Annotated in this window: 27 protein-coding genes and 1 pseudogene; 14 read left to right on the top strand and 14 right to left on the bottom strand. The window is 62.0% G+C overall.

What is annotated here, in order from left to right:
• Positions 1 to 78: 78 nt before the first annotated feature.
• A pseudogene (locus ACP691_RS08970) lies at positions 79 to 849 on the top strand (MCP four helix bundle domain-containing protein); the annotation flags it as partial.
• A complete protein-coding gene (locus ACP691_RS08965) occupies positions 841 to 1704 on the top strand; it encodes a methyl-accepting chemotaxis protein (RefSeq protein ID WP_426199666.1) in 864 nt (287 codons plus the stop codon). The pseudogene ACP691_RS08970 and the gene ACP691_RS08965, both read left to right, overlap by 9 nt.
• Positions 1705 to 1713: 9 nt before the next feature.
• On the opposite strand, the gene ACP691_RS08960 is transcribed toward ACP691_RS08965, so the two are convergent.
• Together ACP691_RS08960 and ACP691_RS08955 are read right to left on the bottom strand one after the other, a co-directional pair.
• Positions 1714 to 1878 (bottom strand): hypothetical protein, encoded by a 165-nt coding sequence (locus ACP691_RS08960; RefSeq protein ID WP_426199510.1) that lies wholly within the window; start codon positions 1876 to 1878, stop codon positions 1714 to 1716.
• Between the two features lie 8 nt (positions 1879 to 1886).
• The gene (locus tag ACP691_RS08955) at positions 1887 to 2189 is read right to left on the bottom strand and encodes a DUF1883 domain-containing protein (RefSeq protein ID WP_040263403.1); all 303 of its coding nucleotides are present in this window, start codon (positions 2187 to 2189) and stop codon (positions 1887 to 1889) included.
• Between the two features lie 119 nt (positions 2190 to 2308).
• Between ACP691_RS08955 and ACP691_RS08950 the strand changes: the two genes are divergently transcribed.
• From ACP691_RS08950 to gorA, 3 genes are all read left to right on the top strand, one after another.
• Positions 2309 to 2662, top strand: coding sequence for a hypothetical protein (locus ACP691_RS08950; RefSeq protein WP_040263401.1), 354 nt, complete (start codon positions 2309 to 2311; stop codon positions 2660 to 2662).
• Positions 2663 to 2805: 143 nt separating this feature from the next.
• Positions 2806 to 3642 (top strand): UTP--glucose-1-phosphate uridylyltransferase GalU, encoded by an 837-nt coding sequence (gene galU, locus ACP691_RS08945; RefSeq protein WP_040263399.1) that lies wholly within the window; start codon positions 2806 to 2808, stop codon positions 3640 to 3642.
• An 82-nt stretch (positions 3643 to 3724) separates the two neighbouring features.
• Positions 3725 to 5080, top strand: coding sequence for a glutathione-disulfide reductase (gene gorA, locus ACP691_RS08940; RefSeq protein ID WP_426199507.1), 1356 nt, complete (start codon positions 3725 to 3727; stop codon positions 5078 to 5080).
• Positions 5081 to 5088: 8 nt separating this feature from the next.
• Here gorA and ACP691_RS08935 read toward each other — a convergent pair whose 3' ends face one another.
• A complete protein-coding gene (locus ACP691_RS08935; RefSeq protein WP_426199505.1) occupies positions 5089 to 5739 on the bottom strand; it encodes a response regulator in 651 nt (216 codons plus the stop codon).
• A gap of 27 nt (positions 5740 to 5766) precedes the next feature.
• On the bottom strand, positions 5767 to 6012 hold the full coding sequence (locus ACP691_RS08930) for a response regulator transcription factor (RefSeq protein ID WP_426199504.1): 246 nt from the start codon (positions 6010 to 6012) through the stop codon (positions 5767 to 5769).
• A gap of 431 nt (positions 6013 to 6443) precedes the next feature.
• On the opposite strand from ACP691_RS08930, the gene ahpC reads away from it, so the two are divergent.
• The 5 genes from ahpC (at position 6444) to ACP691_RS08905 (ending at position 10154) form a co-directional block, all read left to right on the top strand.
• A complete protein-coding gene (ahpC, locus tag ACP691_RS08925; RefSeq protein ID WP_040263395.1) occupies positions 6444 to 7007 on the top strand; it encodes an alkyl hydroperoxide reductase subunit C in 564 nt (187 codons plus the stop codon).
• 127 nt (positions 7008 to 7134) lie between these two features.
• On the top strand, positions 7135 to 8697 hold the full coding sequence (gene ahpF, locus ACP691_RS08920; RefSeq protein WP_426199503.1) for an alkyl hydroperoxide reductase subunit F: 1563 nt from the start codon (positions 7135 to 7137) through the stop codon (positions 8695 to 8697).
• 119 nt (positions 8698 to 8816) lie between these two features.
• Positions 8817 to 9143 carry a DUF1652 domain-containing protein gene (locus ACP691_RS08915; RefSeq protein WP_426199502.1) on the top strand — a complete coding sequence of 109 codons (327 nt, stop codon included), beginning with the start codon at positions 8817 to 8819 and terminating at the stop codon, positions 9141 to 9143.
• A 259-nt stretch (positions 9144 to 9402) separates the two neighbouring features.
• Entirely contained in the window at positions 9403 to 9735 is a 333-nt protein-coding gene (locus tag ACP691_RS08910; RefSeq protein WP_426199500.1) for a hypothetical protein, read from the top strand.
• Between the two features lie 182 nt (positions 9736 to 9917).
• The gene (locus ACP691_RS08905; RefSeq protein ID WP_040263387.1) at positions 9918 to 10154 is read left to right on the top strand and encodes a hypothetical protein; all 237 of its coding nucleotides are present in this window, start codon (positions 9918 to 9920) and stop codon (positions 10152 to 10154) included.
• 8 nt (positions 10155 to 10162) lie between these two features.
• Here ACP691_RS08905 and ACP691_RS08900 read toward each other — a convergent pair whose 3' ends face one another.
• The 3 genes from ACP691_RS08900 to ACP691_RS08890 form a co-directional block, all read right to left on the bottom strand.
• Positions 10163 to 10948, bottom strand: a complete 786-nt coding sequence (locus ACP691_RS08900) for a sulfite exporter TauE/SafE family protein (protein WP_426199498.1) — start codon at positions 10946 to 10948, stop codon at positions 10163 to 10165.
• 352 nt (positions 10949 to 11300) lie between these two features.
• The gene (locus ACP691_RS08895; RefSeq protein ID WP_426199496.1) at positions 11301 to 12251 is read right to left on the bottom strand and encodes a LysR family transcriptional regulator; all 951 of its coding nucleotides are present in this window, start codon (positions 12249 to 12251) and stop codon (positions 11301 to 11303) included.
• 98 nt (positions 12252 to 12349) lie between these two features.
• Complete coding sequence (locus ACP691_RS08890) at positions 12350 to 13837, bottom strand: MFS transporter (protein WP_426199494.1); 1488 nt, start codon at positions 13835 to 13837, stop codon at positions 12350 to 12352.
• 142 nt (positions 13838 to 13979) lie between these two features.
• Between ACP691_RS08890 and ACP691_RS08885 the strand changes: the two genes are divergently transcribed.
• Entirely contained in the window at positions 13980 to 15194 is a 1215-nt protein-coding gene (locus ACP691_RS08885) for a maltoporin (protein ID WP_426199493.1), read from the top strand.
• Positions 15195 to 15271: 77 nt separating this feature from the next.
• Here the strand turns inward: ACP691_RS08885 and ACP691_RS08880 are convergent, their stop codons facing one another.
• Positions 15272 to 16678 (bottom strand): MFS transporter, encoded by a 1407-nt coding sequence (locus ACP691_RS08880; protein ID WP_426199492.1) that lies wholly within the window; start codon positions 16676 to 16678, stop codon positions 15272 to 15274.
• 301 nt (positions 16679 to 16979) lie between these two features.
• Between ACP691_RS08880 and ACP691_RS08875 the strand changes: the two genes are divergently transcribed.
• A complete protein-coding gene (locus ACP691_RS08875; RefSeq protein WP_426199491.1) occupies positions 16980 to 17294 on the top strand; it encodes a hypothetical protein in 315 nt (104 codons plus the stop codon).
• An 86-nt stretch (positions 17295 to 17380) separates the two neighbouring features.
• Here ACP691_RS08875 and ACP691_RS08870 read toward each other — a convergent pair whose 3' ends face one another.
• The 4 genes from ACP691_RS08870 to ACP691_RS08855 are packed head-to-tail and all read right to left on the bottom strand — an operon-like array spanning position 17381 to position 20913.
• Positions 17381 to 18016: a PqiC family protein gene (locus ACP691_RS08870; protein ID WP_426199489.1), complete on the bottom strand. Its 636-nt coding sequence runs from the start codon at positions 18014 to 18016 to the stop codon at positions 17381 to 17383.
• Entirely contained in the window at positions 18013 to 19686 is a 1674-nt protein-coding gene (locus ACP691_RS08865; protein ID WP_426199487.1) for an intermembrane transport protein PqiB, read from the bottom strand. The genes ACP691_RS08870 and ACP691_RS08865 overlap by 4 nt, the downstream gene beginning before the upstream one ends.
• A complete protein-coding gene (locus ACP691_RS08860; protein WP_426199486.1) occupies positions 19679 to 20293 on the bottom strand; it encodes a paraquat-inducible protein A in 615 nt (204 codons plus the stop codon). Before ACP691_RS08860 ends, ACP691_RS08865 begins: the two co-directional genes overlap by 8 nt.
• A complete protein-coding gene (locus ACP691_RS08855; protein WP_426199485.1) occupies positions 20290 to 20913 on the bottom strand; it encodes a paraquat-inducible protein A in 624 nt (207 codons plus the stop codon). The genes ACP691_RS08860 and ACP691_RS08855 overlap by 4 nt, the downstream gene beginning before the upstream one ends.
• 166 nt (positions 20914 to 21079) lie before the next feature.
• Here ACP691_RS08855 and ACP691_RS08850 point away from each other — a divergent pair, with 166 nt between their 5' ends.
• On the top strand, positions 21080 to 22015 hold the full coding sequence (locus tag ACP691_RS08850; RefSeq protein ID WP_426199484.1) for an AEC family transporter: 936 nt from the start codon (positions 21080 to 21082) through the stop codon (positions 22013 to 22015).
• An 11-nt stretch (positions 22016 to 22026) separates the two neighbouring features.
• On the opposite strand, the gene rarD is transcribed toward ACP691_RS08850, so the two are convergent.
• Positions 22027 to 22908, bottom strand: coding sequence for an EamA family transporter RarD (gene rarD, locus ACP691_RS08845; RefSeq protein ID WP_426199482.1), 882 nt, complete (start codon positions 22906 to 22908; stop codon positions 22027 to 22029).
• Between the two features lie 45 nt (positions 22909 to 22953).
• Complete coding sequence (locus tag ACP691_RS08840) at positions 22954 to 24525, bottom strand: EAL domain-containing protein (RefSeq protein WP_426199480.1); 1572 nt, start codon at positions 24523 to 24525, stop codon at positions 22954 to 22956.
• A gap of 393 nt (positions 24526 to 24918) precedes the next feature.
• Between ACP691_RS08840 and hppD the strand changes: the two genes are divergently transcribed.
• On the top strand, positions 24919 to 25995 hold the full coding sequence (hppD, locus tag ACP691_RS08835) for a 4-hydroxyphenylpyruvate dioxygenase (protein WP_426199479.1): 1077 nt from the start codon (positions 24919 to 24921) through the stop codon (positions 25993 to 25995).
• Positions 25996 to 26000 lie beyond the last annotated feature (5 nt).

Raw genomic sequence — 26000 nt, 5'->3', positions numbered from 1 at the left:
TCGTGAGCCGATAGCCTGATCAGTGCCCGTCTCGGGCCACGCCGGGCGGCCGGTCGCCGCGCTCAGGGTAGATTCGTCATGGCCATCAGAACCCTCAATATCGCTCCGCGAGCCTTTCTTGGCTTCGCTTTCATCGCCGCGTTACTGATCGGCCTGGGCGGTTTCGCCGTGGACCGCATGGGCGCCATCCGATCCGCCGCCGCCGCCATGGAGCACAACGAACTGCCCAGCATCGGTTACCTTGGCGACCTCATGGAAAATGTGCTGCGCTTGCGCATCACCTCGTTCCGTGTGCTGGTCAATCGGGAGCCAGCGGCCTTGGCCGAGACCCAGACCCGCATCGCTACCCTGGTCGACAAGGTGGCGCAGGCTCGGGCGCGATATGGCGCATTGCCCAAGGGTGAGCAGGAAGGCAGGCTGTTCGATGCCTTCGAGGCTACCCTCGATACCTACCTGGCCGCGCAGAAGTCAATGTTGGAGTTGTCTGGCGCCGATCGTCTGGAAGAAATGCGGACCTTGATCAATACTCGGATCAAGGCCGGTACCGACCAGATGGGGGACCAACTGCGCGAACTGGTCGCGGTCAACAAGGCCGAAGCGGTCAATGCCAGCGCGGCGGCCGGGGACCGCTATCGTCAAGGCGTCTGGACCGTCATCGGCGTGGCACTGGCCGCTTGCGTGTTGACCGTGGTGCTGGCGCTCTGGCTTACCCGCAGCATCGTCTCTCCCTTGAATCATGCCATACGGGTAGCCGACGGTATCGCCAAGGGCGACCTGAATCAGCCTATCGTCCAGGTGGGTGAGGATGAGCCGGCGCGCCTGCTGGCAGCACTGGGCAGGATGCAGGCCAGCCTGCGCCAGACCATGGACGAGGTGACCCGGGCCGCCGACCGCCTGGCCGAGGCTGCCGCCCAGCTGACCGGCACCACGGCTGAAGCGAACCGGGGCCTGGGGCGTCAGAACAATGAAATCGAACAAGCCGCCACCGCGGTCAACCAGATGACCGCGGCCGTGGAGGAGGTAGCGCGTAACGCCGTTACGACCTCCGAGGCTTCGGAAGGGTCCCAGCGCATCGCTGACCAGGGCCGCGAGCGCGTCAGTGAAACCGTGACGGCGATCCAGGCGATGACTACCGATGTCCAAGCCAGTGCTCGCCTGGTGGAAGGGCTCGCGGCTCAAGGCCGGGACATCGGCCAGGTGCTGGACGTCATCAGGGCCATCGCCGAACAGACCAACCTGCTGGCCCTCAACGCTGCCATTGAAGCGGCCCGGGCAGGCGAGGCAGGCCGTGGCTTTGCCGTGGTAGCCGACGAAGTACGCGCCTTGGCTCATCGTACCCAGCAATCGACGCGGGAAATCGAGCAGATGGTCGGCGGTATCCAGGCTGGCACCGGCCAAGCCGTGCAGGCCATGCAGCAGAGTACTCAGCGCAGCCAGCAAACCCTGCACAAGGCGCGCGAGGCTGGCGTCGCCCTGGCGGACATCAATGCCGCCATCGCCCGGATCAATGAACGCAACCAGGTGATTGCCAGTGCCTCTGCGCAGCAAGCGCTGGCGGCGCGTGAGGTGGATCGCAACCTGGTGAACATCCGAGACCTGGCCAGCGGCACCGCGCAGGGCGCCACGCGGACCAGCCAGGCGAGCGAAGAGTTGTCTCGCCTGGCCGATGGCCTCAAGGCCATGGTCGCCAGGTTCAAGGGCTGACTGCTGGCTTCAGAGCGCTCGGCTGACCTTGATCACCGCCAGGTTGGCGGCCTGATCCTGGCCATGGATGGCCAGCAGGGCCTGCATGGCCTCGGCCTCGGTGCCATCCTCCAGGTTGGCGAAGTCCCAACGGCGTTGGCCGTCCAGGGTGTAATGGATGACGTAGCGAGTCATGGCTGCTCTTACTTGAATGATGACGGCGAGCGTCGGATGATCTTGATTGAATGCTTGAATGGCGCCTGCCTGGCTGCCTTGTTCAGCGTGCTGCCCGCCGTGTCCACGGTGATGTTCCAGTAACCGGTGCTGGGCACCGTGATTCGTGCCGGGAAGCGATCGAAGGCCCCGCCGTGGTAGGTATGACGAGCGCCATTCTTGAACGCGCGAAAGTTGGCATCGCTCATCAGGCGAATATTGCAGCGTTGGGAGCACTCGATGACCACCAGGTCGTCTTCATTCAGGTGCTCGCGCTGGTGTGCGAATTTCATGCTGGCTCCAGGGGGCTTCAAGGCGCGAACCATAGCACGACGCGCCAGGCTCACCCAAGCGGGAGGCTGGCGAACGTTCTTGCCGGGGTACGGTCCTAGCTTCTTTTCTGGAGGTAGACATGAAGGCAAGAGGGTTGTTGCTGGCCATGCTCGTACTCGGTGGTTGCGCCACGGTCGAGGACATCGAACATAGCCACGAGACCATGGACGTGATTTCCGGGAAAGACCCAAAGGACTATAGCCAGTGCCTGGCCCGTGAACTCGCCGATACGCGCAATCCAGTGACCGTGGAGCGCAAGGGCAGCGGCTATCGGGTGATCGTGCCCCGCAAGCTTTCATCCGGCGCCGCCGCAGTGGTGGACATCGAGGAGCGCTCGGGCGGTAGCGCCATCAAGGTCCATGAACGGCTTTCCAACTTGCCGTTGCGGTTCAAGGATGTACAGAAGGCAGCCACTGAATGTATATCGGGTTGATTGCGGCAGCGAAGCGGAACTAACGCCTGAGGTTTTTTTCTATTGAATCAGCAGCCGCTCCGAAGCAGCCATTGTAAGCCTCGTAGCGCGTGATTAGACTGCGCCGAACTTGTACGTAACGCCCTTAGAACCAAGGACACCTCATGATCAAGAAATGCTTGTTCCCGGCAGCCGGCTACGGTACCCGCTTCTTGCCGGCTACCAAGGCCATGCCGAAGGAAATGCTGCCGGTGGTCAACAAACCGCTGATCCAGTACGGCGTCGAGGAAGCGCTTCAGGCAGGCTTGAACGGTATTGCAATCGTTACCGGGCGTGGTAAGCGTGCGCTGGAAGACCATTTCGATATCAGCTACGAATTGGAAAACCAGATCCGTAACACCGACAAGGAAAAATACCTGGTCGGCATCCGTCGCTTGCTCGACGAGTGCAACTTCTCCTATACCCGCCAGACCGAAATGAAAGGCTTGGGCCATGCCATCCTCACCGGCCGCCCGCTGATCGGTGACGAGCCCTTCGCCGTGGTGCTGGCGGACGACCTGTGCGTCAACCCCGAAGGCGACGGTGTGCTGCAGCAGATGGTGAAGCTGTACAATCAGTTCCGCTGTTCGATCGTCGCGATCCAGGAAGTGGACCCGCAGGAAACCAGCAAGTACGGCGTTATTGCCGGAGAAATGATCCGCGATGATATCTATCGTGTGAACAACATGGTGGAAAAGCCCAAGCCGGAAGACGCGCCTTCCAACCTGGCGATCATCGGCCGCTACATCCTCACGCCGGACATCTTCAAGCTGATCGAGGAAACCGAGCCAGGCAAGGGCGGCGAGATCCAGATCACCGACGCCTTGCTCAAGCAGGCCAAGGATGGCTGTGTCCTGGCCTATAAGTTCAAGGGCCAGCGTTTCGATTGCGGTAGCGCCGAAGGCTACATCGAAGCCACCAACTACTGCTTCGAGAATTTCTACAAGAAAGGCCAGCTGTAAGTCTTGCCTTAGGGCTACCCGCAGCGCCTTGAACGCCGCCGTCCTGTGAGGACGGCGGCGTTTTCGCATCAGGAGTTTTTTTATGTCATACGACTATGATCTTTTTGTAATAGGCGCGGGCTCGGGCGGGGTAAGGGCCGCTCGATTTTCCGCCGGTTTCGGCGCTCGTGTTGCCGTCGCCGAAAGTCGATATCTAGGCGGCACTTGCGTCAACGTCGGCTGCGTACCCAAGAAACTGTTGGTCTATGGATCGCACTTCGCCGAAGACTTTCACGCCGCCTCGGCTTATGGCTGGGAAGTCGCCAAGCCCGGTTTCGACTGGGCCACGCTGGTCTCCAACAAGAACAAGGAAATCGAGCGGCTCAACGGCATCTATCGCCACCTGCTCGGCAATAGCGGGGTTACGATTCTCGACGGGCACGCGCGCATACTTGACCCGCATACCGTAGAGGTAGGAGGCCAACGCTACCGTACAGAGCGTATCCTGATCGCCACCGGGGGCTGGCCAGCGATTCCAGACCTGCCCGGGAAGGAACATGCCATCAGTTCCAACGAGGCGTTCTTCCTGGAGCGCTTGCCCGAGCGTGTCATCGTAGTGGGTGGTGGCTATATAGCGGTGGAGTTCGCAGGCATTTTCCACGGGTTGGGTGCCCAGACCACACAGTTGTATCGAGGTGACCTCTTCCTGCGCGGCTTCGACCAGGGCGTGCGCACCCACCTGGCGGAGGAACTTACCAGGAAAGGGCTGGACCTGCGCTTCAATGCAGATATCGCCCGCATCGAAAAACATGGCGGCACGCTCCAGGCTCACCTCAAGAACGGACAGGTGTTGGAGGCCGACTGCATTCTCTATGCCACCGGCCGGCGACCGATGCTCGATAACCTGGGCCTGGAAAACACGGGAGTCACCCTGACCGAGCACGGTTATATCCAAGTCGATGAGTACTACCAGACGCAAGAGCCTTCCATCCTTGCGCTTGGCGATGTTACCGGTACGGTACAGCTGACCCCGGTGGCCCTGGCCGAAGGCATGGCCGTAGCGCGTCGGCTTTACCGGCCTGAACAGTATCGCCCGGTGGACTACAGCAATATCCCGACAGCAGTCTTCAGTCAGCCCACCATCGGCACCGTGGGCCTCACCGAGGCCCAGGCACGTGAAGGAGGGTATGCGGTGCGCATTTTCGAAAGCCGTTTCCGGCCCATGAAGTACACGCTGACGGATATTGCGGAACGTACCTATATGAAGCTGGTAGTCGATGCGCAGACCGACCGCGTGCTCGGGTGCCACATGGTCGGGCCTGACGCCGGCGAGATCGTCCAGGGGCTCGCCGTGGCGCTCAAGGCAGGGGCCACGAAGGCCATTTTCGACGAAACCCTGGGCGTACACCCCACGGCCGCCGAGGAATTCGTCACGATGCGCACCGCGGTGGGTGAGTGAGCGCGGGCTCAAACCTGGGAGAATGGGTAGAAGTAAGGCGGTTCGGCGTCTGGGTTCAGGCCTAGTTTGTCCAACGCCGCGCGCCGTTGTCGGCTGATGGTTTTTTCGCTGCGCGATAACCGGGCCGCGATGGTTCTGCCATTGTAGCCGGCGTCACTGAGCGACAGCACTTCCCGCTCCCTTGCGGTGAGAGGATGTGCATTGGCGCCGCCCCAATGGTGCCTGCTGAGATAACGGCGATCGAGCAGTGCTTCGAAACGGGGGCTCACGGCCAGTCTACCCCGCGCGGCCTCGCGCAGGATGCGAACCAGATCGGCCAGGGTGCTGCGCTTGTCGAACAGGCCCTTGGCGCCCGCCGCCAGGGCAGCGCCAAGTACTGTTGGTTGTAACGAGGCCGTCATGACAACCACGGCCAGCCGCGGGAAGCGTTGGGCCACCTGCCGGATCAGCAGATGGCCTTCGAGGCCGCCCGGGTCAGGCATGTACCAGTCCATCAGCAGCAAATCACAATCCCGACCCCTGAGGCAGGCAAGCACACCGGTGCCATCAGTGGCGGTAGCCGCGACCCTGAAGCGCTCACGTGGGAGCCGCTCCAGCCAGCTGCGTAAGCCGTGCAGCGCCACAGGATGATCGTCGGCGATTACAAGGTTCAGCCCCATATGGTACTTCCCTCTGGATACTGTGCCTTAATTGAGGTTGATCAGGTTGTGCTCCAGGGCGAGCAACACGGCGACGTGTCGTGACTTGACTCCAAACTTTCGGCGAATATTGCAGAAATGGAAGTTGATGGCCGATTCGCTGCAACCAAGGATGCGTGATATTTCCCATGAAGACTTTCCGCGTGCGCTCCATTCCAGGGCGGCGGTTTCCCTTTTGGTCAAGCGTACAGGCTCGGGTTGCTGGAAGTAGGTGGCCAGGGTAGTGCTCAGCATGAAGTAGCTCCCGTGAGTGATCGACAGGTCCCTAGGACATAGGGCGTAGTGGCTTGGCCTTGGCGGCCCTGCCTTGCGATGGCGATCACCTTAAAACTCGGATCACGGGAGCAATGTAAGAAAATTCGCCGGTAAACCACTGATTTTTCGACAGCTTTTCAGGCTTTTCAACCCGTCTGAAGGCAATGCGATTCGGGTGAATCCCCATGCAGCCATGCCAGGCCGATGCCCTGGCCAGTGCTGTAACCTGCTTTACGCACGCTCAGGCTTAAGATACAAAGCCGTGCTGCCACATGCTTTCGCGGCTTGCATCTCGCGAGCGGTGCTCATAGGCAAAACCAATGAGCAACATGCGGATTGCCAATGAGCGTCCCAGAGCATTCGTGGCTAAGATTCACCCAGTCGCAACTACATACCAAGGAGATTCACCGATGCCTATCATCAACAGCCAGATCAAGCCCTTCAAAGCCCAGGCCTTCCATAACGGCAAGTTCGTGGAAGTCACCGAGGCCGACCTGAAAGGCAAGTGGTCTGTGGTGTTCTTCTACCCCGCAGACTTCACCTTCGTCTGCCCGACCGAACTGGGCGACCTGGCTGACAACTATGCCGAGTTCCAGAAGCTGGGCGTGGAAATCTACAGCGTGTCGACCGACACTCACTTCACTCACAAAGCCTGGCACGACACCTCGGACACCATCAGCAAGATCCAGTACCCGATGATCGCTGACCCGACTCACGTGATTTCCCGCAACTTCGACGTGCTGATCGAAGAAGCCGGTATCGCTGACCGTGGCACCTTCGTGATCAACCCGGAAGGCCAGATCAAGATCGTCGAAATCACCGACGGCGGCATCGGCCGTGACGCGCTGGAGCTGCTGCGCAAGGTCAAGGCTGCCCAGTACGTGGCCGCGCACCCGGGCGAAGTCTGCCCAGCCAAGTGGAAAGAAGGCGAGGCTACCCTGGCCCCGTCCCTGGACCTGATCGGCAAGATCTAACTGTGACTCGGTACTGGGCGGTGAGCCGCCTTCACTGAGCGTCAACTCCGCCCACGAAAGCGCCCGGGCGTCGTCGCCTGGGCGTTTTTGTTTCAGAACCGAATGCAAGCAAGAGGACATCGCCCGTATGTTGGACGCAAATCTCAAATCCCAGCTCAAGTCTTACCTGGAGCGGGTCAGTCAACCGATCGAGTTGGTCGCTTCCCTCGATGACGGTGCGAAATCCCGCGAACTGTTGGAACTGCTGCAAGACATCAAAAGCCTGTCTTCGCTGATCACCCTGCGCGATGATGGCAATGACGCGCGCAAGCCGTCTTTCACGATCAATCGCCCGAATGGGAACATCAGCCTGCGCTTCGCTGGTCTTCCCATGGGGCACGAATTCACTTCGCTGGTATTGGCCCTGCTGCAGGTAGGCGGGCATCCGTCCAAGGCCGGCGCCGATACGCTGGAGCAGATCGCCGCCCTGGAAGGCGAATTCCGCTTCGAAACCTACTTCTCGCTGTCGTGCCAGAACTGCCCGGACGTGGTCCAGGCACTCAACCTGATGGCCGTGCTCAACCCGTCCATCAAGCACGTGGCCATCGACGGTGCGCTGTTCCAGGCCGAAGTCGAAGAGCGTCAGGTGATGGCGGTACCTAGCGTGTACCTCAATGGCGAACCCTTCGGCCAGGGCCGCATGGGCCTGGAGGAAATCCTGGCCAAGCTCGACAGCAACGCTGGCGCCCGTCAGGCCGAGAAACTGAACGCCAAGGCCCCATTCGACGTACTGGTCATTGGTGGCGGCCCCGCCGGCGCTGCGGCGGCAGTGTATGCCGCGCGCAAGGGTATCCGTACAGGCGTGGCCGCCGAGCGCTTCGGTGGTCAGGTGCTCGATACCCTGGCCATCGAGAACTTCATCTCGGTGAAGGAGACCGAAGGCCCCAAACTGGCGACGGCGCTGGAAGAACACGTCAAGCAGTACGACGTCGACATCATGAATCTGCAACGTGCCGAGCAGTTGATCCCAGGCCGTGATGGGGACCTTCATGAGGTGCGTTTCGCCGGTGGCGCCTCGCTCAAGGCTCGTTCGGTCATCATCGCCACCGGTGCGCGCTGGCGGGAAATGAACGTGCCTGGCGAACAGCAGTACCGCAACCGCGGTGTCGCCTATTGCCCCCACTGTGATGGCCCCTTGTTCAAGGGCAAGCGCGTGGCGGTGATCGGTGGCGGCAACTCGGGTGTCGAGGCCGCGATCGACCTGGCCGGTATTGTCAGCCAGGTCACCCTGATCGAGTTCGACAGCCAGCTGCGCGCCGATGCGGTATTGCAGCGCAAGCTGACCAGCCTGCCGAACGTGAAGGTGATCACCAGTGCGTTGACTACCGAAGTCAACGGCGACGGGCAGAAGGTCAACGGCTTGACCTACAAGGACCGCCAGACCGGTGACCTGCACAAGCTCGAACTGGAAGGTATCTTCGTGCAGATCGGCCTGCTGCCCAACACTGACTGGCTCAAGGGCGCCATCGAGCTGTCCGGGCGTGGCGAGATCATGGTCGATGCCCGTGGCGAGACGGACCTGCCAGGTATCTTTGCGGCTGGCGACGTGACGACGGTGCCTTACAAGCAGATCATCATCGCGATGGGTGAGGGCGCCAAGGCCTCCCTGGCCGCCTTCGATCATCTGATCCGTACATCGGCACCCGCCTGATCCGCCCTGCGTGGTACTGGAACGGCCGGTCATCCCAGGGATGACCGGCCGTTCTGCGTTCAACGCCGGCGTATTCGACACTTCTGACCTAGGGAACGGTCCAGCCTGCTAGCACTCTGATGTATCACCAGCGTGAAGCGTTCGCGACCGCGCATGTATCGGGAGGAGCGTCGGTGATTCCAAAGCATGAGGTGATCAAGATCATCCAGTCCAGCTTCTTGCCGCTGCACTGCAGTTGCATGGTGCACGACGGCGGAACGATCACGATCGAGGTCACTGACCCTGCCAATGGCCACATCGATTTGCTGGTGGTAGGGGTGCCTCTGGCTCCGCTGACCAATATCCGGGCGATCTCGAATCTGGTGGCGGAGCTGCGGCAGGAGTTGCAGGCCAATCAGGAGTGGTTCGCGCGCGACAAACGACAAGGAAGCTGGCCGCAGCGTTAGGAGTTTTCCTTGTGGATCAGGTACATCACATAGGCGAACGAACCCAGTGTGCCGGCGACGATGGCAAGCATGATCAGACCGTCCATTTGGCTATCCTCGTTAGGAGCTGAAGAGGGCTTCATGATGCGCTTGCCTGAGTTTGGATAACAGCAGCAGATAGTCGATAAAAAAGCGTATCAGAATAATGATGACCACCCCTCGCTGAAACGAAGCGGGTGGCCTAGAGTGCAACCAACCATTAGGTAAATGAGGGAACGACATGCGGCGGCTAACGACGATGATGGGCTTGATAATGCTGGCCGGTTGCGCCAGCAAGGCGGCGGACCCGCGCGCGCCTCTGGACGCTACCACGGCCAAGAGCGCGGAGGTGTATGTCCAGTGCCTGGCGCCCAAGTGGTCGGCCTTCAAGCCTGGTCTGCGCCAGGAGGAAACTCCGACGGGCTACAAGCTCACCGTGGAAGCTGCCTATACCGCTGCGCCAGCCTGGGCTCAGGTGGACCGCGCTGGCCAGGGAGCCCAGGTACGGGTCTTCCTGCCGCCTGATTGGGCTGGCACCAACGGTTGGACCGACATGGCGCGTGACTGTCTCTGAGGGCTTCATGGCCGCGTCGTGCCCTGGAGGCACGGCGCGGTCAGGGCCGATGCCGTGCCGAAACTGCCGGGCCGATTTTCCGGGCAAGCCAGAGATCGATCGCAGGCCCCTGCCGTGCCGCTAGGCTATTGATCCGCCTTACTGTACGCTCGCGTGGCATTCACGCTAGTCAGGAGGGCGGGGTGAAGTTCAGTAACGACGAGCGTCGCGCCGGCCACCAACGCATGGCCGAGGAACTCGCCGAATGGGGCCGTCAATGGCGTTTGGAAGCGGACATGATCCGCTGTCCATACTGCCATAGTGTCCAGTTCGCCACCCAGGCTGACCGGGCCTTCCTTCACGATCCCGGTTGCGCCGCCAGTACCCTTGGCGAGCAGTATCCCTGGCGTAGCCTGGCCTGGATTCTACGCAGCCTCTGAGACACTCGTCAGTGCAGGAGCTTCAGCCCGATCAGCCCGAGCATGATTGCCAGCGCCGGGCGCAATACCCGATCCGGCACGCGCCCTGACAGGTGGCTTCCCAGGTAGATGCCCGGCAGCGAGCCGATCAGTAGATGGCCCAGTAGCGACCAGTCCATGTTTCCCATGCCTGCATGGCCCAGCCCCGCGACAAGGGTAAGCGGTACCGCATGGGCGATTTCCGTGCCCACCAGGCGGCGCGTGGCAAGGAAGGGGTAAAGCATGAACAGGGCAACGGTGCCGAGGGCTCCGGCACCGATGGAGGTCAGCGATACCATGGTGCCGAGCACGACCCCGGTAACGACCGTGCAGGCGTTCAGGCCTTTTGGGCTGAGGCGATAACGATCGCCGGCATGGCGGCTGGCGAAGGCCAGCAAGGGGCCGCGCAACAGGATCGCCAGGGCGGTAAGAAACAGAACGTACGCCAGGGCCGTGCGAATCAGGCTATTGAGTGCCTGGGTGTCGGCGTTGAGGTTATGCAGCAGCCAGAGCGTGACTGCGGCCGCCGGCACACTGCCCAGGCTCAACCAGCCGGTGATGGCCCAATCGATATTCCGATTGCGCCCATGAACCCACACACCGCTGCATTTGGTAATGGCCGCGTAGAGCAGATCGGTGCCCACCGCGGTGGCGGGATTGATGCCGAACCACAGCAGGATGGGTGTCATCAGTGAGCCACCCCCTACGCCGGTCATGCCTACGATGAAGCCAACCAGCAATCCCGCGATGGTGAACCCAAGAAAGCCCATATCCATTCTTTGTGCGACCGTTATAACCGAACCGGCAGGCAGCATAACCAGAATCCATATAGCGGACTATAACGATATCGAATTTGCTTATGCAGGTGGGTTATTAGTGCGACGGAACTGATGCGCCTCTGTGGTACTCCACTGGAAGCTGGCACGCTGAATGTGCAGCCTGGTTCCAGAAGCTGAACGCACCTGGGACCCGACGCGCAGCCAGACAAGGCTGATTACGAAAAGGAGAACCCGCATGAGCGAACAAGACAAAAAGCCTGATGACACACCGGCCCATTCACGGCCCGAAGAGCGAGACCGGCTCAAGGATTACAACAAGGATGGCATTCCACCAGGAAGCTGTTGAGCCTCAGGATATAAATGGCTCGGCGATCAAAGTCGGCCCCTGGCTGACGTCTGTTTCGCGCATGAATTCCCAGAGCCTGCCTCGCAGCCAGCGCTCGGCCGGGTCATTGTCCAAGGCGCCGCGCCACGCCATGCTGACGTCGAACCGAGGGGCGGCAAAGGGAAGTGGCTCGGCGCGTACCCCGCCCTGTGCGACCATCGCATCGGCTACATAACCGGGCACCGTGGCCACCAGCTCGGTACCAGCGAGCAAGATGGGCAGCGAACTGAACTGCGGCACGGCGAGCTTTACCCGACGAGTGCGGCCCAGGCGCTCCAGCTCGGTATCGATAAAACCACACAGGTCGCCTGCATAGGAGACCAGGGCATGAGGGCGGGCGCAGTATTCATCCAGGGTGAGCGCGGGTTCGCCGTCTTCTGCGCGTAGAAGAGTAGGGCGCTGATGACGCAGGAACTTGCGCTTCGCATTGGCGGGCAAGTCGCGCGTATAGCTCACTCCCAACGAAATTTCACTCGAGGCGAGCAGGTGAGGCATTTGCCAATAGTCCACGCGGCGAATGACCAGTGTAATGTCAGGCGCTACTTCGCGTAGCTTGCGCATGCAGGCGGGCAAGAGGCCGTACTCCACGTCGTCGGAGAGGCCGATACGGAAAGTCGCCTGGCTGGTAGCGGGTTCGAACCCCGAGCTGTGGCTCAAGGCCGATGACATGGCGTCCAGTGCCGGTGACAGCTGGGCGAGTATTTCCTCGGCCCTTGCGGTGGGTTCCATGTGTCGGCCAGTGCGAATGAACAGCGGATCGTCGAACAGCCCGCGCAGCCGATTCAGCGCGGCGCTGATGGCTGGCTGGCCCAGGAACAGCTTTTCCGCGGTTCGCGTGACGTTGCGCTCGTGCATCAGGGTTTCGAAAACGATCAGCAGGTTGATATCAGCGCGGCGCAGGTCGTTGCGGTTCATAGCGGCCCCGGCAGTCCAGGCGAAGGAGCCTGGAATCATGCCAGGAGATCAGCGCCCGCGATAGAACGGGCGTGATTCTGTGAGCAAGGCAGGCAAGCTCAGGCAGGCTGTGCCTGGGACAGTGGCCGCGCCACCTCTTCCAGCGAGCGCCGCTCCGCGGCCACGCCCATCAGCGCCTGCACCACCCCGGCGATGATCATCAAGGCGGCACCGATGAGGTAGCCAATCAAGACATTGCCACGGTCGTGGCTTTCGATCAGCGCGCCGAACAGGGTGGGGCCGACGATGCCGCCCAGTCCGGTGCCGAAGGCATAGAACACCGCGATGGCCAGGGCCCGGATCTCCAGCGGGAAGGTTTCCGCCACCGTGAGGTAGGCCGAACTGGCAGCCGCGCTGGCGAAGAAGAAAATCACCATCCAGGCGATGGTCTGCTGGGTGACGGTGAGCATTTCCTGCTGGAACAGGTAGCCAGAGATGGCCAGCAGTACACCGGAGAGTACATAGGTCGAGCTGATCATCACCTTGCGACCGACCACGTCGAACAGCCGCCCCAGTAACAGGGGGCCGCAGAAGTTGCCCAGGGCAAAGGGCAGAACGTACCAGCCAATATGTTCGGAAGGTACATCGTAGAAATCAGTGAGTACCAGGGCGTAGGTAAAGAAGATGGCGTTATAGAAGAAGGCTTGCGCGGTCAGCAGGGTCAGGCCGACCACGGCGCGGCGGCGATGCACCACGAAGAGCGTGCTGAATACCTCCTTGAGCGGCGTATGGTCGCGCGCGTGCAGGCGCAAGGGTTTGCCTTCCGGCGGTGGCAATCGATGCCCTTGGTCATGGAAGTGCTTTTCGATGTTGGCGACGATACGTTCAGCTTCCTCCGGCTCATTGTGAATCATCAACCAGCGAGGACTTTCCGGGACCCAGAGCCGCATGAACATGATGACCAGGCCCAGTACCGCGCCGATGCCGAAGCACAATCTCCAGCCAAGGTCGCCGCCCACGATGTCCGGGTCCAGCAATACGATCGAGCCGGCCGCGCCAAGGGCGGCCCCTACCCAGAAGGTGCCGTTGATGGTCAGGTCGACCCAGCCGCGATAGCGCGCGGGAGTGAACTCCTGGATCGTGGAATTGATGGCGGTATATTCGCCGCCGATTCCTGCGCCGGTAAGAAAGCGGAACAGCAGGAAGCTCCATAGGTTCCAGGAGAACGCAGTCAGCGCGGTGGCGCCTACATACAGAAAGAGCGTGATGAAAAACAGCTTGCGACGGCCCAGGCGATCGGTAAGCCAGCCGAAGAAAAGCGCGCCCAGCACGGCTCCGGCAATGTAGACGCCACCAGCCAGGCCGATGTCGGCGTTGGTCATCTGCAGCGCCGGGCTGCCTTTCAAGGCGCCGGATACCGAACCGGCCAGGGTGACCTCCAGGCCATCGAGCAGCCAGGTGATCCCCAGGGCGAAGACCAGCAGCGTGTGGAACCGCCCCCAGGGCAATCGGTCCAGCCGCGCCGGCAGGTCCGTCTCGTAGATGCGTTCACCATCGCCCGTTCCTTGGTTGGCATGGCCCTTAACCGGCACTTCCCGACTGGTCATCGCTTGCTCCTTATGGGTCCGGCGGCTCGCCCGCCTAAGCGTTGAGAGTGGATCCGCAAGGCCCGAGTTCAAACGATACGGAAGGCACTTTTACCGCTGCGCTGGGTCAGTTCAGCATCGGTGGAAAACAAGGAGACCTTTGATGCCTTCAAGGATGAGCGTAGCAGTGCCTGTAGCTTCATTGATCGCCCTGGCGGGTGGCCAGGACGCATGGGGGCTGGAGTTTTCCGGTTATGGGCGCATAGGCGTCGGTGGCTCCAGCGAAGGGGGCAAGCAATCGTGCTTCCAACTGCCGGGCGCACCCATGAAGTACCGGCTCGGGAACGAGTGTGAAACCTATTGGGAGCTCGAGCTCAACCAGGAGCTTTACCGTGGGGCCGATGGCACCGTCATCAAGGTGGACGGCATGGCCAGCCTCGCCGAACAGTACAATCACGCCCCGGTTTTCACCGATGAAAACGGCACTGTCCGATTGCCCCAGGCCTGGGCCAGCATCCAGTCGCCCAAGCTCAACGATGCCACCGTCTGGGCAGGTCGCCGCTACTACAAGCGTCACGATATCCACATCGGCGACTTTTACTACTGGAACCCCAGCGGCACCGGCGTGGGTATCGATAACTACAAGCTCGGGCACTATTACCTGAGCTACGCCTTTACCCGCGAAGACACCATCGACCAGAAAGACAAAGCCAACCGCCATGATTTCAACTTGGGCGGCATCCAGACCAATGATCATGGTGATCTGGAGCTGGGATTGAGCGTGATTCAAAAAGCAGGTCAGGTGGAAGGGGCGCATGGAGGCTGGTCGTTATCGGCGGAGCACGACCAGGACGGATTCCTCGGTGGTGAAAACCGTTTCGTGGTGCAGTATGGTGAAGGTCCCGGCATCGGCCTGGGGCAGACCGGTGAGCTGACGGCCTCACGGGATACCAAGACCTGGCGCGTGCTGGAGTCACCCATGTGGCAGATCACGCCCAACTTTGGCGGCATGCTGCTGGCAGTCGTGCAGAAGACCAAGGCGCCGGAGAACAACGGCATGACCTGGTACTCCTTCGGCGTTCGGCCTTCCTATGCCTTCACCGACCATTTCAAGCTGGTGGTCGAATACGGACATGACCAGATCGACCCTGACAGCGGCGGAACCCGCAAGCTGGACAAGTTCACCATCGCCCCCACGCTGAGCATGGGTCGGGCGTTCATGACACGACCCGAGTTGCGCCTGTACTACACCTATGCACGTTGGAACCGGGCCGCCCAAGCCGCGGCCGATCCTGGAACGGCGCTATCGGACAGCGGCGTCTTTGGTTCTCAGCGGCACGGTTCCAACTTCGGAGTACAGTTGGAAACCTGGTGGTAGTGGTCACGCAGCTGCCGCAGGAGCGTTCAGTCTGCTCGCACGTTTCGCCCCCGCCCATGGCCGACGTCACCGCCACTTCAATGGGCAATGTCCTCCAGCGCCAGGTTACGGGTGCGCGGCCCGAACAGGGCGATGGTGAGCATCACGATCGCCATGCTGGCGACAATGAACCCCAGCACACCCGGCGTGCCCCAGTGGTCGAGGAAAAAGCCGATCAGCAGGCTGCTGAATACCGTGGACAGTCGACTGAAGGAATAGCAGAACCCGACTGCCCTGGCGCGAATATGGGTAGGGAACATTTCGCTCTGGTAGGCGTGGTAACTAAAGGTCAGCCAGGCGTTGGCAAAGGTCACCATGACGCCGCAGGCCACCAGGCCGAACGCCGAGTCCTGGTAGGCGAACAGGCTACCGAAGATCACGGTCAATAGCGCCGAGCCTACGATGCCCCATTTGTTTTCCAGCCGATTGGCCAGCCCCATGCACAGCAGTGGGCCCAAGGGGTAGGCGAGGGTGATGATGAAGGCATAACCCAAGCTGTGTGCGGTCTCCATGCCCTGGCCGTTGAGCAAGGCTGGCAACCAGTTGCCGAAGCCAAAGAAGCCGATGGCTTGGAAAATGTTGAACACGATCAGCATCAGGGCGCGACGCCCGTAGGGCGGCTGCCAGATATCGGTGAAGCGGCCTTTGGCCTCCACCCCGATCGACTGCGCCACTGGCTTGGGCAACGGCCTGCCCAGATCATGTGCGCAGCGGGCTTCCAAAGCGCTCAGGGCTTGCTCCGCTTCGTCCAGTCGCCCCTGTTGGGCCAGCCATCGCGGCGACTCGGGCAAGCGCTTGCGCAGCCACCATATGAAGAGCGCGAATACCGCGCTGGCCAGGACTACCCAGCGCCAGCCGGCAACGCCGAAAGGCGCCTGCGGTACCAGCCACCAGGACATCAAGGCCACCGCCGGCACCGAGAGAAATTGTACAAAGAAAGCGAAAGCGAAGGCCGCGCTGCGCAGGTGCTTGGGCACCAGCTCGCTCAGGTAGGTATCGATGGTGACCAGCTCGATGCCCAGGCCGATGCCTACCACGAAGCGCCATAGGATGATGCCCATGGCGGTGCTCTGTAGGCCCATCATGACCGTGGCCGCCGTATACCAGATCAACGCGAAGGTAAAGATGGCGCGGCGACCGAAGCGGTCCGCGATGGGGCTGAGCAGGCTGGCGCCAAGAAACAGGCCAAGGAAGGTCGAGGCGGCGAAGGCGGCCTGGTCCGACACGCCAAACGCGCCCTCGGCGCCTTTCTGGAAAATGCCCGCCTGGAACAGCCCCGGGCTGATATAGGCTGTCTGGAACAAATCATAGAGTTCGAAGAAACCGCCAATGGAAAGCAGTGCAATCAGTCGCCAGAGGGTAGCCACGGAAGGCAGGCGATCAATGCGCGCGGAGATGCCAGCGGCGCGTTCAGCCAGCGATGAAGCTTGATAGGAGGAAGGCATGGGAATGTGTCCGACAGTCAAGACGGCATAATGCTACCGAACGGGGTAGAGAAAAAGATTGCTGATCCTTGCTGTCTGATTAGATTCTGCGCAATCGGATTTCCTAAAGTACACTAATCGGAGCAACAAGCATCGAGCTTCAGCGTCCAGTGCCATTACCCTTGATGCCCGGGTCGATGCGGCTTTGAACTTGTATCAATTTTGATGATTTTTACCATTGCGGTAATGAAATTCCGTAATTGAGTCACGGGCGTAACATGTCTTCCAAGCAGTCAACTCCACTTGCACAGGAAGCCCTAACATGAAAAGCCCCATTGCCTTCAGTCTCGTCATTGCCCTTATGGCCAGCGGCAGCGCCTTTGCCCGCTCACACGCCGAGCACCCGTTGGACCGTGTCAGCGCACTGGAAAGTGCCCAGCAACAAGTGATCGCTCAGGACGGCAGCGATCGGCAGCTCAACACGGTTGCGCAGGACGGCGCGGAGCGCAAATTGAACGACGTAGCCCAGGATGGTGCTGATCGCACCTTGAACGACGTGGCTCAGGACGGTGCCGAGCGTCAGCTCAACAGCGTGGCTCAGGATGGATCAGACCGTCACATCGGCACTGCCGCCTGACGCCTGAGAAGTGTCAACCAGCCCGGCCGTGCGCCGGGCTCGACTTTTATACCTGTTTCAGTCCTTGCGCATTGTTTCCCTTTCCGTCAACGCGCCGCCCCGGCGATTGGGCAGCCGCTCGACGGGTTCGCGACCCACAGCTCGATGGTGCCGCTCATGGTCTGGGCCAGCCGGTCGATCAATTGCTGGTGAGCCAGCACCAACTCGCTAAGCCCGCCGCTCGTTGCCTGCCTTAGCACGCTCGAACAGGTCAGGTTACGCCGCCCATGGGTCGCCGGGTCACTCAAGCCCAGGCTCCACACCACATCGATCAGGGCGTATTGTCCGGGCACGGTCTCGAAACGGCGTACGTCCGGGCGCACGCTCAGCACAGGCAGCCCACCGGCGCGTGGTAGCCCCGCGACGTCCCGCGTGCCGAGCCGTTGTTCGAGCCGTTGGGTGAGTGCGTCGTGGAATTCGTCAGCCAGGGGCGCGCCCCAACGCTCGCTCTCCAGGATGGCGAGGCTGCCTTCGCCCTGGCGAATCACCAGCTGCGGCTGGTCTACCTGAACCGGCATGCGCACTTGCTGCATCTCGAACTGATAGCCTGGCGCGGCGGCGGGGAGATGCCCGGGCTGGTCCTGGGGCGCCAGCAGGGTATGGTATCCCGTCGGGGTAGAGGCGCAGGCGGCGAGCAGCACTGGCAAGCCCAGCGTTCGAACACGGGCAAGAATGGCGTTCATCGGGCTTCGGACTCCCTGGACGTGGATGTGGTGGAGCGATAGGCATCAGGCTGACCCTCGCGGGTGCGCCCACGGATCAGCGCCTCCGGATGACGGCCCAGGTAATCGGTCAGTGCCCGCACGGACTTGGCGGTGCGCTCGACTTCGCCCAGCGCATCGCCCAGCTGCTGACGCTGCGGAGAATCTTCGCCCAGGGTCTGCTCGGCCGCGGCCAGGGTCTTGCGGGTCTGTGCCAGGGTGTCGTTCAGCTGCGGCAACATGCTGGTGTTGACCTGCTGCAAGGTTTTGCTCATTTCACTCAGGCTGCCGTTGAGGTTGTTGGCGATCTGGTCCAGCGGCAGCTTGCTGAACTTGTCCACCATGGCTTGCAACTGCTCCTGGAGCTTGTCCAGGCTGCCGGGAACCGTGGGGACCTGCAAGGGCCGCGCCGCCATGTCGAAGGCTACCGGCGGTGCCTTGGGCACGAAGTCCAGGGATATGTACAGCTGGCCGGTGATCAGGTTCGCCGTGCGAGCCTGGGCACGCAGCCCCTGCTTGACGAAGGCGGCCATCAGCTGTGCCGAGCGTTCATCGTCTTCAGCGCCCCATTGGGAGAGGATCTTCTCATGGGCCTTGCCCAGGCGCGCCGGGTAGATCACGGCACCCACCATGGTCGGGAAGGTTTTTTTGTCCAGGTCGTAGTCCAGGTCCACGGATACAACCCGCCCGAGGTTGACGCCGTGGAACTCCACCGGAGCGTTGACCGCCAACCCACGCAACGCCTGGTCGAAGCGCATGCGAATGTAGCGCGGCTCGCCATCGGGTGGTGCCAGTGCCGATTCCTGATCGTCATAAAGCTCGAACTTGGCATGTTCCGGCGCGGCAGTGTTGTCCGGACTCCAGCGAGGCTCCACAAAGGCAATGCCCCCGGCCAGGATGGCAGAAACCGATTGAGTGTTGACCTTCAGCCCATTGGCCCCAAGGGAGACGTCAACGCCGCTGGCATTCCAGAAACGCGAGTCAGTGGTCACGTACTGGTCATTGGGGGCGTTGACGAAAATCTCTACGTCGACCCCCTTGCCATCTTCGGCCAGCTCATAGGAGATCACTTGGCCGACCTGGATGCGCCGGTAATAGACCGGCGAGCCGATATCGAGTGATCCCAGGTCTTCGGTACGCAGGGTGAAACGCCTGCCGCGCTCGCCATAAGTGATGGCGGGCGGTGTTTCCAACCCCACGAAATCTTTGCGGCTGTCCTGGGCCGACCCGGCGTCGGCACCGATGAAGGCACCGGAAAGAAGCGTGTCGACGCCGGATACACCCTGGGCGCCAATGCGTGGCCGCACCACCCAGAAAGTGGAGTCGGCCGCGGTGAAGGCCTGGGCCGAGGCATTGAGTGCCACGCTCGCCACTACATGGGAACGGTCCGGTGCCAGTTCGATATCCGTTACCCGACCAATCACCACGTTCTTGTATTTGACCTGGGTCTTGTTGGCCTCAAGCCCCTCGGCGGTCTGGAACTGGATATTGATGGTGGGCCCGGCCGACAGGCTGTCATGCACCAGCATGGACAGCCCGACCAAGGCTGCCGCGATGGGCACCAGCCATACCAGCGATACATTGAACCGCCGTTTGCGTACGGCGGGCGCCGTTACGCCAGCAGGCTCGGCGGGCTGTCCTTGCTCAGTCATCGTTTACCTCAGCATCCCAGATCAACCGGGGGTCGAAACTCATGGCGGCGAGCATCGTCAGCACCACCACCAGGCCAAAAAAGAGAATCCCCAGGCGGGGCTCAATACTGCTTAGCGCATTGAATTGGACCAGCGCGGTGACCAGGGCCACCACCAGTACATCGAGCATGGACCAATAGCCGATCAGCTCGATGAAGCGGAACAGCCTCGACCGTTCCCGCATCGCCCAGCGGCTGCGCTTCTGAACGGTTATCAAGAGAAAGCCCAGGATGAAGAATTTCAGCGACGGCACCACCACGCTGGCGAAGAAGATCAGCAGGGCGATGTCCCAGGAGCCGCCTTCCCAGAACTCGATCACCCCGCTCATGATGGTGTTCTCGCTGGCATTGCCGAACATGAGGGTATTCATCACCGGCAGCAGGTTGGCGGGTATGTAGAAGATCAGCGCGGCGATCAGGAAGGCCCAGGTACGCGCCACGCTGTTGGGCTTGCGGCGATGCAGGGAGGATTGGCAGCGCATGCAGTGCTGGCCAGCCAGGGGGCAAGCGTTGCCACAGACATGACACAGTTGCAGGCCCGCTTCAATGGCGTAGGGCAGGTCGCTCATGGCAGGCGCCCTTCGAACTGGCGCCACAGATAACGTACCTGGCGGCTGCCCAGGCTGATCAGCAGCACCGTAAGCATGGCCAGGGCCCACAGGCCGACACCCGCGTGCACATCGAGCATCCCCCCGAGCTTGATGATGGCGACCAGTATGCCCAGCAGGCATACCTCCAGCATGCTCCAGGGCCGCAGGTGCTCCAGGGTACGCATGCACAGGCGGAAACCTGGGGCGACTCGGTCCAGGCAGGCGTGTCCCAGCACCCAGCAAAGCAGGGTAACCTGCAGCAATGGCGCCAGTATGATGGTCAGGCCGGTGACCGCGGCCATGGGAGTGATGCGCCCCTGGTTGAGCGCTTCCACCGACTGCAGCAGGGTAGCCGCATTGCTCAGGCCTTCCAGGCTGATCGAGATGACCGGAAAGGCGTTGGCGAACACGAACAGAATGGCCGCGGTCAGCGCAAGGGCAAACTGCTGCTGGGTGGTCGAGCGACGTCCCCGTTCCAGGACCGCGCCACAACGCAGGCACGCGCTGCTCTCGCCAGGCCGCAGGGAAACGGGGCGGTACAGCGTGTCGCAATGCTCGCAGATAAGCCAGGCAGGGGCGATTGGAGGGGTAGAGGGCATGGGGCAGCATTCTCTTCAAACTGAGGGCCGCTGTCTATGGAAGCCGCGCGCCTGAAACTTGGAAAGCGCCAGCGGGGAAAATATCCCGCCGCGGCAAGGCAAAAAGCCTTGCCCGCTGGCCGCGGTGTGCGCATGCTCGCGCAAAACTGACGAAGGCAGGGATAGCATGGCTGCGGTATTGGGGATCACTTCGCCCATTTTCATTTTGATCGGCCTGGGTTACTTGTTGCGCCGGTTCGACCTTGTCAGTAGCGAACAGGTGCGTGGGCTAGGCGCCTTCGTGATCACCCTGGCGCTGCCTTGCCTGTTGATTCAGGCTCTGGGGCAACGCCCGATCGGGCAGGTGCTCGAGCCCGGCTACCTGACAGCCTACGCCCTGGCCTCGCTGCTCAGTTTCGCGCTTGGCTGGGCCGCCTTCAGGCGCGGCGGCGCCAGCAGGACGGATGCGGCCATCGCCGGGCTGGGCCTGTGCGTGGGCAACACTGGCGTGATCGGCTATCCCGTTGCCCTGATGGTCGCAGGGCCTGGCGCGGCCGTCGCCTTGGCGCTGACCATGCTGCTGGAGAACCTGCTGCTGGTGCCACTGGGCCTGGCCCTCGCCGAGGCGGGGCGTGGGCAGGGAGGAGGCGCCAGGCGTATTCTGGGGGAAACCCTGGCGCGTCTGAGCCGTAATCCGCTGATCATCGGTATCGTGCTGGCCCTGATGCTGTCCGTTACCCGCTGGTCGGTACCGCCACCTGTGGCGCGCGTCATCCAGCTGCTGGCCGAGGCATCGGTGCCGGTCGCGCTGGTGGCCATTGGCGGGGTGCTATACGGCACACCGGTCGGCGGGCATCTCCGGCAGATAGCCGGTGTGGGTCTCGGCAAGCTGCTGTTGCATCCGGTACTGGTGGCTGCCGCCATGTGGCTCGTCGGCGGCGTCGAAACCCAGCTGGCGCTGGCGGGAGTGTTCCTCGCCGCGGCTCCGATGATGAGCGTGTATCCCATCGTGGGCCAGCGCTTCGGTCTGGAAGAGCGGTGCGCGGCCACTCTGGTGATGACCACCCTGGGTGCTTTTGTCACCATGAGCGCCTGGTTGGGTTTGGCGCGGTCACTGCCCTAGTGGCGCGTTGTCTAACGCGCGCCTCGCTTGAGCAAATGCCTGAGCCCTGCCATGACCAATACGGCTACCGCCGCCCAGATAGCGGCGTAGGTGGGCCATTGCTCAGGGGCGATGGTTTCGCCAAGCATCAGCGAAACCGCCACCAGCAGCACCGGCTCCACATAGCTGAGCAGACCGAACAGGCTGAACGGCAACTGCCGGCTCGCCAGAACATAGCTGACCAGGGCCAGCGCGCTGATCATCCCGAGGCCGGGAATCAGCCACCAGAGCGCTGGGTGCTGGGCCAGGTCTGCGTCGCTGAGCGGGCCGGTGCGAACGAAGTAGAGCGCGGCAGGGGCCATCAGCAGCATGTCGGTCCACAGGCCGCCGAGGTGATCGGTACGCAGGCGCCGCCGCAGAATGAAATAGGCCGGGTAGCCCAGGGTGACCAGCAACGTCTCCCAGGCGAAACTGCCGTGGCGCGCCAACTCATGCCCTACACCCAGCGCGGCCAGGGCCACGGCGATCTTCTGGGGGCGGGACAGCGACTCGCCCCACAGCAGCTTGCCGGTCAGCACCATCGCCAGCGGCAGGAGGAAATACCCCATGGAGACTTCCAGGCTGCGGCCGTGCAGGGGCGCCCAGAGGAACAGCCAGAGCTGCACGCCCATCAGGGCGGACGTGGCCATCGACCCGAGCAGGCGTACCGGTCGCTGGGCGATGCGTCGCAGTACACCCGCGGCCAGCCGCCAGTCGCCAGTGATCAGCAGGAACAGAGTAACGCAGGGTAGGGTCAGCAACATTCGCCAGCCGAACACTTCTTCGCCGGTCAAGGGCTGAAGGAACGAGGTGTAGTAGTACATCAGGGCAAACAGCGACGATGCGAGAACGGATGCAGCGATGCCTCGGAACACAAAAACCTCTATTGGCTAAGATCAGGGCGCGGCGGGGCCGGCACGTTACCCTAGCGCGGCGCAGGATGCCAGTTGCTTGGCCTCCGGGCGGGCATTGCTTATATAGTCGATGAATGCATCGGCGTGCATGGGCCGGGCGAACAGGTAGCCTTGCAGGTAAGCCACGCCATGGCTGGCCAGGTAGGCTTGCTGGGCTGCGGTCTCGACGCCTTCGGCAACCACGTCCAGCCCCAGTTTCGCGCACAGGGCGATGACGCTGTCCACGATATGTCGGCTAAGCGCCTCGGTGTCGATCATCGCCACGAAGCGCTGGTCGATCTTCAGGTAGTCGACCTGGAACTGCTGTAGATAGGCCAGGCTGGAATGCCCGGTGCCAAAGTCATCCAGAGCGATCTTCACACCCAGCTCTCGCACCGCGGCCAGCCGCTCCAGGGTTTGCGCGGTAGGCACGATCAGTTCACGCTCGGTCAGTTCAAGTACCAATTGCACATGGCCCTTGGGAAACTGCTCAAGGAACTCACGGCAGTCCTCGACCAGGGTAGGCGCCTCGCAATGGGCGGCCGTGAGGTTGACCCCCACATGGAAGCCAGCCTCCAGGCAGGGAACCTGCGGTGCCAGGATCGCAGCCGTCTGGCGCAGCAGGTCACGGGTCATGGGCACGATCAGGCCGCAGCCTTCGGCGTAAGGGATGAACAGGTCTGGCCGGATGAGTCCATCTTCCGGATGCTGCCACCGCATCAACACCTCCAGGCCTGTGCAACGTCCGTCGTCGCTGGCAACGATGGGCTGGAAGAAAGGAATGAACTCGCCAGCGGCCAAGGCGCGTTCCAGCTCCTGGCGCTGCGAACCCGCGCGTTGCCGCTGCCAGTACGTGCCCAGCGCCGCTGTCAGGCCCAACAGCCCCAGCAGTGCCAGGATGGGTGCGTCCCTGAGCCACTGCCGCTCGGTGGCGGACCGCGGGTAACCACTGAGGATGGAAAACGGATAACGCGTGGACGCCGCCATGCTGGCGCCCACCTCGAAGCGGGGTGGCTCGTTGGCTGCTACCCTGCCATCCGCCTTCAGCCAGGCCGGGCCTACTTTCAGGATCAACTGGCTACCCGGCTCGGCAACGGCCAGGGCGTTGCCCAGGTGCTCGGCATCCACGGTGGCCAGAGCCGAACCCTGGGTGGTGGGATGGCGATAGACCAGCAACGCACGGCCCGGGGTCACCCGGTCGGCGGCGAACAAGCGCAAGCGACCAGCCACGAAATCGCCAGCGGCCAGGGCTTCGCTGTAAGGGCCCTGCAATGAAGTGCAATACACGGCGTCGGGGGTGGCAAGCGCGGTACTGCGCACGTAGGGGTTGCCGGTCACCTGACGTCGCAGTTCCAGCACCGCCTGCTCGCACGGCTGGCCAGGAAGGGCCGCCAGTGCCTGCGCGGCGGCGGCCGCGTTGTCCAGTACCCGCTCCAATGCAGCCACGGCCTGGGCGGCTTGAAACCTCGACTGGCTGGCAAGATTGCGTTCTGCCTGCCAACCGAGCAAGGGGAGGCCGGCAGCCAGCGGCAGGAGGGCGATTGCGGCCAGGCCTAGCCAGTGGCCAATGGATAGGTGAGGCTTGCGGCGAAGCGGCATGGCAGGCTCCAGTCAAGGCAGTGGGCTGGCGCTGGTCGCGTCGTAGCCCTGGGCTGGCGGCATGATAGACGTATGTTGACGAAAGTGCTTGGGCGCTGTGCGCCCTTGCATTCCCAGCCCCGCGCATCGACAGCGGAACCGATGGGCAAGCGTCACTATTTGGCGGAGCGCTGCATTTGAGGAGAAAATTACGAGGACAAAGCGGATTACGGTAAGTAGAATCCAATTACGCATAAAACAATAAGGCCAGGCGGAGGCCCTCGGATGCACTCATTCGGTTTCCAGTTGCTGCTGGGCGACCACCTGTCGCGAAGTACCCGCGGGCTGCCTGGCGCGCCACCTTTCGATGCTCGTTGAGTACCGGTTCATTCCATTTACTACGAGCGTTCGATCATGCCTGATATCTTTGAAAACCCCATGGGCCTGCAAGGCTTCGAGTTCATCGAGTTCGCTTCACCCACTCCGGACGTGCTGGAGCCCGTTTTCGCCATGATGGGCTTTACACATGTGGCCAACCATCGTTCCAAGCAGGTCCGCCTGTATCGCCAGGGCGAGATCAACCTCATCCTCAACAGCGAACCACAGAGCGTGGCTTCCTACTTCGCCGCCGAGCATGGGCCTTCGGCTTGCGGCATGGCGTTCCGGGTAGCCAATGCCCAGCAGGCCTATGCCAGGGCGCTGGAGCTTGGAGCCCAGCCGATCGAGATCCCCACCGGGCCGATGGAGTTGCGGCTGCCTGCGATCAAGGGCATTGGCGGCGCGCCCCTGTACCTGATCGACCGCTTCGGGGAAGGCAGCTCCATCTACGATATCGACTTCGTGTTCCTGGAAGGGGTAGACCGGCATCCGCGCGGAGCGGGCCTGAAAATCATCGACCATCTGACCCACAACGTGTATCGCGGGCGGATGAGTTACTGGGCCGGCTTCTACGAGAAGCTGTTCAACTTCCGCGAGATCCGCTACTTCGACATCACCGGCGAGTATACCGGGCTGACCTCCAGGGCCATGACCGCGCCCGACGGGCTTATCCGCATTCCGCTGAACGAAGAGTCCTCCAAGGGCGCAGGGCAGATCGAAGAGTTCCTCATGAAGTTCAATGGTGAGGGTATTCAGCATGTGGCCTTCCTCACCGACGATCTCATCGCGACCTGGGACGCACTGAAGGCCTTGGGCATGCGGTTCATGACGGCGCCTCCGGCTACCTATTATGAAATGCTCGAGGAGCGCGTACCTGGTCACGGCGAGCCCACCGAAGCGCTGCGCAGCCGCGGCATCCTGCTGGACGGTGCCAGTGAGGCCGGCGACAAGCGCCTGCTCTTGCAGATATTTTCCGAAACCCTGCTTGGGCCTGTGTTCTTCGAATTCATCCAGCGAAAGGGTGATGAAGGTTTCGGAGAGGGCAACTTCAAGGCCTTGTTCGAATCCATCGAGCGAGACCAGGTTCGTAGAGGCGTTCTGCAAACATCATGAAGGGT

The organism is Pseudomonas sp. DC3200b2, assembly GCF_049895785.1.
In the GTDB taxonomy this organism is placed as follows: domain Bacteria; phylum Pseudomonadota; class Gammaproteobacteria; order Pseudomonadales; family Pseudomonadaceae; genus Aquipseudomonas; species Aquipseudomonas massiliensis.
Note: the sequence above shows the minus strand (reverse complement) of the source record. Positions and strands in the feature narration are given on the sequence as shown.

Excerpts from the sequence above, each read along its gene's own strand:
- ACP691_RS08965 (WP_426199666.1), top strand. The coding sequence starts at position 841 with ATGCAGGCCAGCCTGCGCCAGACCATGGACGAGGTGACCCGGGCCGCC.
- ACP691_RS08960 (WP_426199510.1), bottom strand. The coding sequence starts at position 1,878 with ATGACTCGCTACGTCATCCATTACACCCTGGACGGCCAACGCCGTTGG.
- ACP691_RS08955 (WP_040263403.1), bottom strand. The coding sequence starts at position 2,189 with ATGAAATTCGCACACCAGCGCGAGCACCTGAATGAAGACGACCTGGTG.
- ACP691_RS08950 (WP_040263401.1), top strand. The coding sequence starts at position 2,309 with ATGAAGGCAAGAGGGTTGTTGCTGGCCATGCTCGTACTCGGTGGTTGC.
- galU (WP_040263399.1), top strand. The coding sequence starts at position 2,806 with ATGATCAAGAAATGCTTGTTCCCGGCAGCCGGCTACGGTACCCGCTTC.
- gorA (WP_426199507.1), top strand. The coding sequence starts at position 3,725 with ATGTCATACGACTATGATCTTTTTGTAATAGGCGCGGGCTCGGGCGGG.
- ACP691_RS08935 (WP_426199505.1), bottom strand. The coding sequence starts at position 5,739 with ATGGGGCTGAACCTTGTAATCGCCGACGATCATCCTGTGGCGCTGCAC.
- ACP691_RS08930 (WP_426199504.1), bottom strand. The coding sequence starts at position 6,012 with ATGCTGAGCACTACCCTGGCCACCTACTTCCAGCAACCCGAGCCTGTA.
- ahpC (WP_040263395.1), top strand. The coding sequence starts at position 6,444 with ATGCCTATCATCAACAGCCAGATCAAGCCCTTCAAAGCCCAGGCCTTC.
- ahpF (WP_426199503.1), top strand. The coding sequence starts at position 7,135 with ATGTTGGACGCAAATCTCAAATCCCAGCTCAAGTCTTACCTGGAGCGG.
- ACP691_RS08915 (WP_426199502.1), top strand. The coding sequence starts at position 8,817 with ATGTATCACCAGCGTGAAGCGTTCGCGACCGCGCATGTATCGGGAGGA.
- ACP691_RS08910 (WP_426199500.1), top strand. The coding sequence starts at position 9,403 with ATGCGGCGGCTAACGACGATGATGGGCTTGATAATGCTGGCCGGTTGC.
- ACP691_RS08900 (WP_426199498.1), bottom strand. The coding sequence starts at position 10,948 with ATGGATATGGGCTTTCTTGGGTTCACCATCGCGGGATTGCTGGTTGGC.
- ACP691_RS08895 (WP_426199496.1), bottom strand. The coding sequence starts at position 12,251 with ATGAACCGCAACGACCTGCGCCGCGCTGATATCAACCTGCTGATCGTT.
- ACP691_RS08890 (WP_426199494.1), bottom strand. The coding sequence starts at position 13,837 with ATGACCAGTCGGGAAGTGCCGGTTAAGGGCCATGCCAACCAAGGAACG.
- ACP691_RS08885 (WP_426199493.1), top strand. The coding sequence starts at position 13,980 with ATGCCTTCAAGGATGAGCGTAGCAGTGCCTGTAGCTTCATTGATCGCC.
- ACP691_RS08880 (WP_426199492.1), bottom strand. The coding sequence starts at position 16,678 with ATGCCTTCCTCCTATCAAGCTTCATCGCTGGCTGAACGCGCCGCTGGC.
- ACP691_RS08875 (WP_426199491.1), top strand. The coding sequence starts at position 16,980 with ATGAAAAGCCCCATTGCCTTCAGTCTCGTCATTGCCCTTATGGCCAGC.
- ACP691_RS08870 (WP_426199489.1), bottom strand. The coding sequence starts at position 18,016 with ATGAACGCCATTCTTGCCCGTGTTCGAACGCTGGGCTTGCCAGTGCTG.
- ACP691_RS08865 (WP_426199487.1), bottom strand. The coding sequence starts at position 19,686 with ATGACTGAGCAAGGACAGCCCGCCGAGCCTGCTGGCGTAACGGCGCCC.
- ACP691_RS08860 (WP_426199486.1), bottom strand. The coding sequence starts at position 20,293 with ATGAGCGACCTGCCCTACGCCATTGAAGCGGGCCTGCAACTGTGTCAT.
- ACP691_RS08855 (WP_426199485.1), bottom strand. The coding sequence starts at position 20,913 with ATGCCCTCTACCCCTCCAATCGCCCCTGCCTGGCTTATCTGCGAGCAT.
- ACP691_RS08850 (WP_426199484.1), top strand. The coding sequence starts at position 21,080 with ATGGCTGCGGTATTGGGGATCACTTCGCCCATTTTCATTTTGATCGGC.
- ACP691_RS08840 (WP_426199480.1), bottom strand. The coding sequence starts at position 24,525 with ATGCCGCTTCGCCGCAAGCCTCACCTATCCATTGGCCACTGGCTAGGC.
- hppD (WP_426199479.1), top strand. The coding sequence starts at position 24,919 with ATGCCTGATATCTTTGAAAACCCCATGGGCCTGCAAGGCTTCGAGTTC.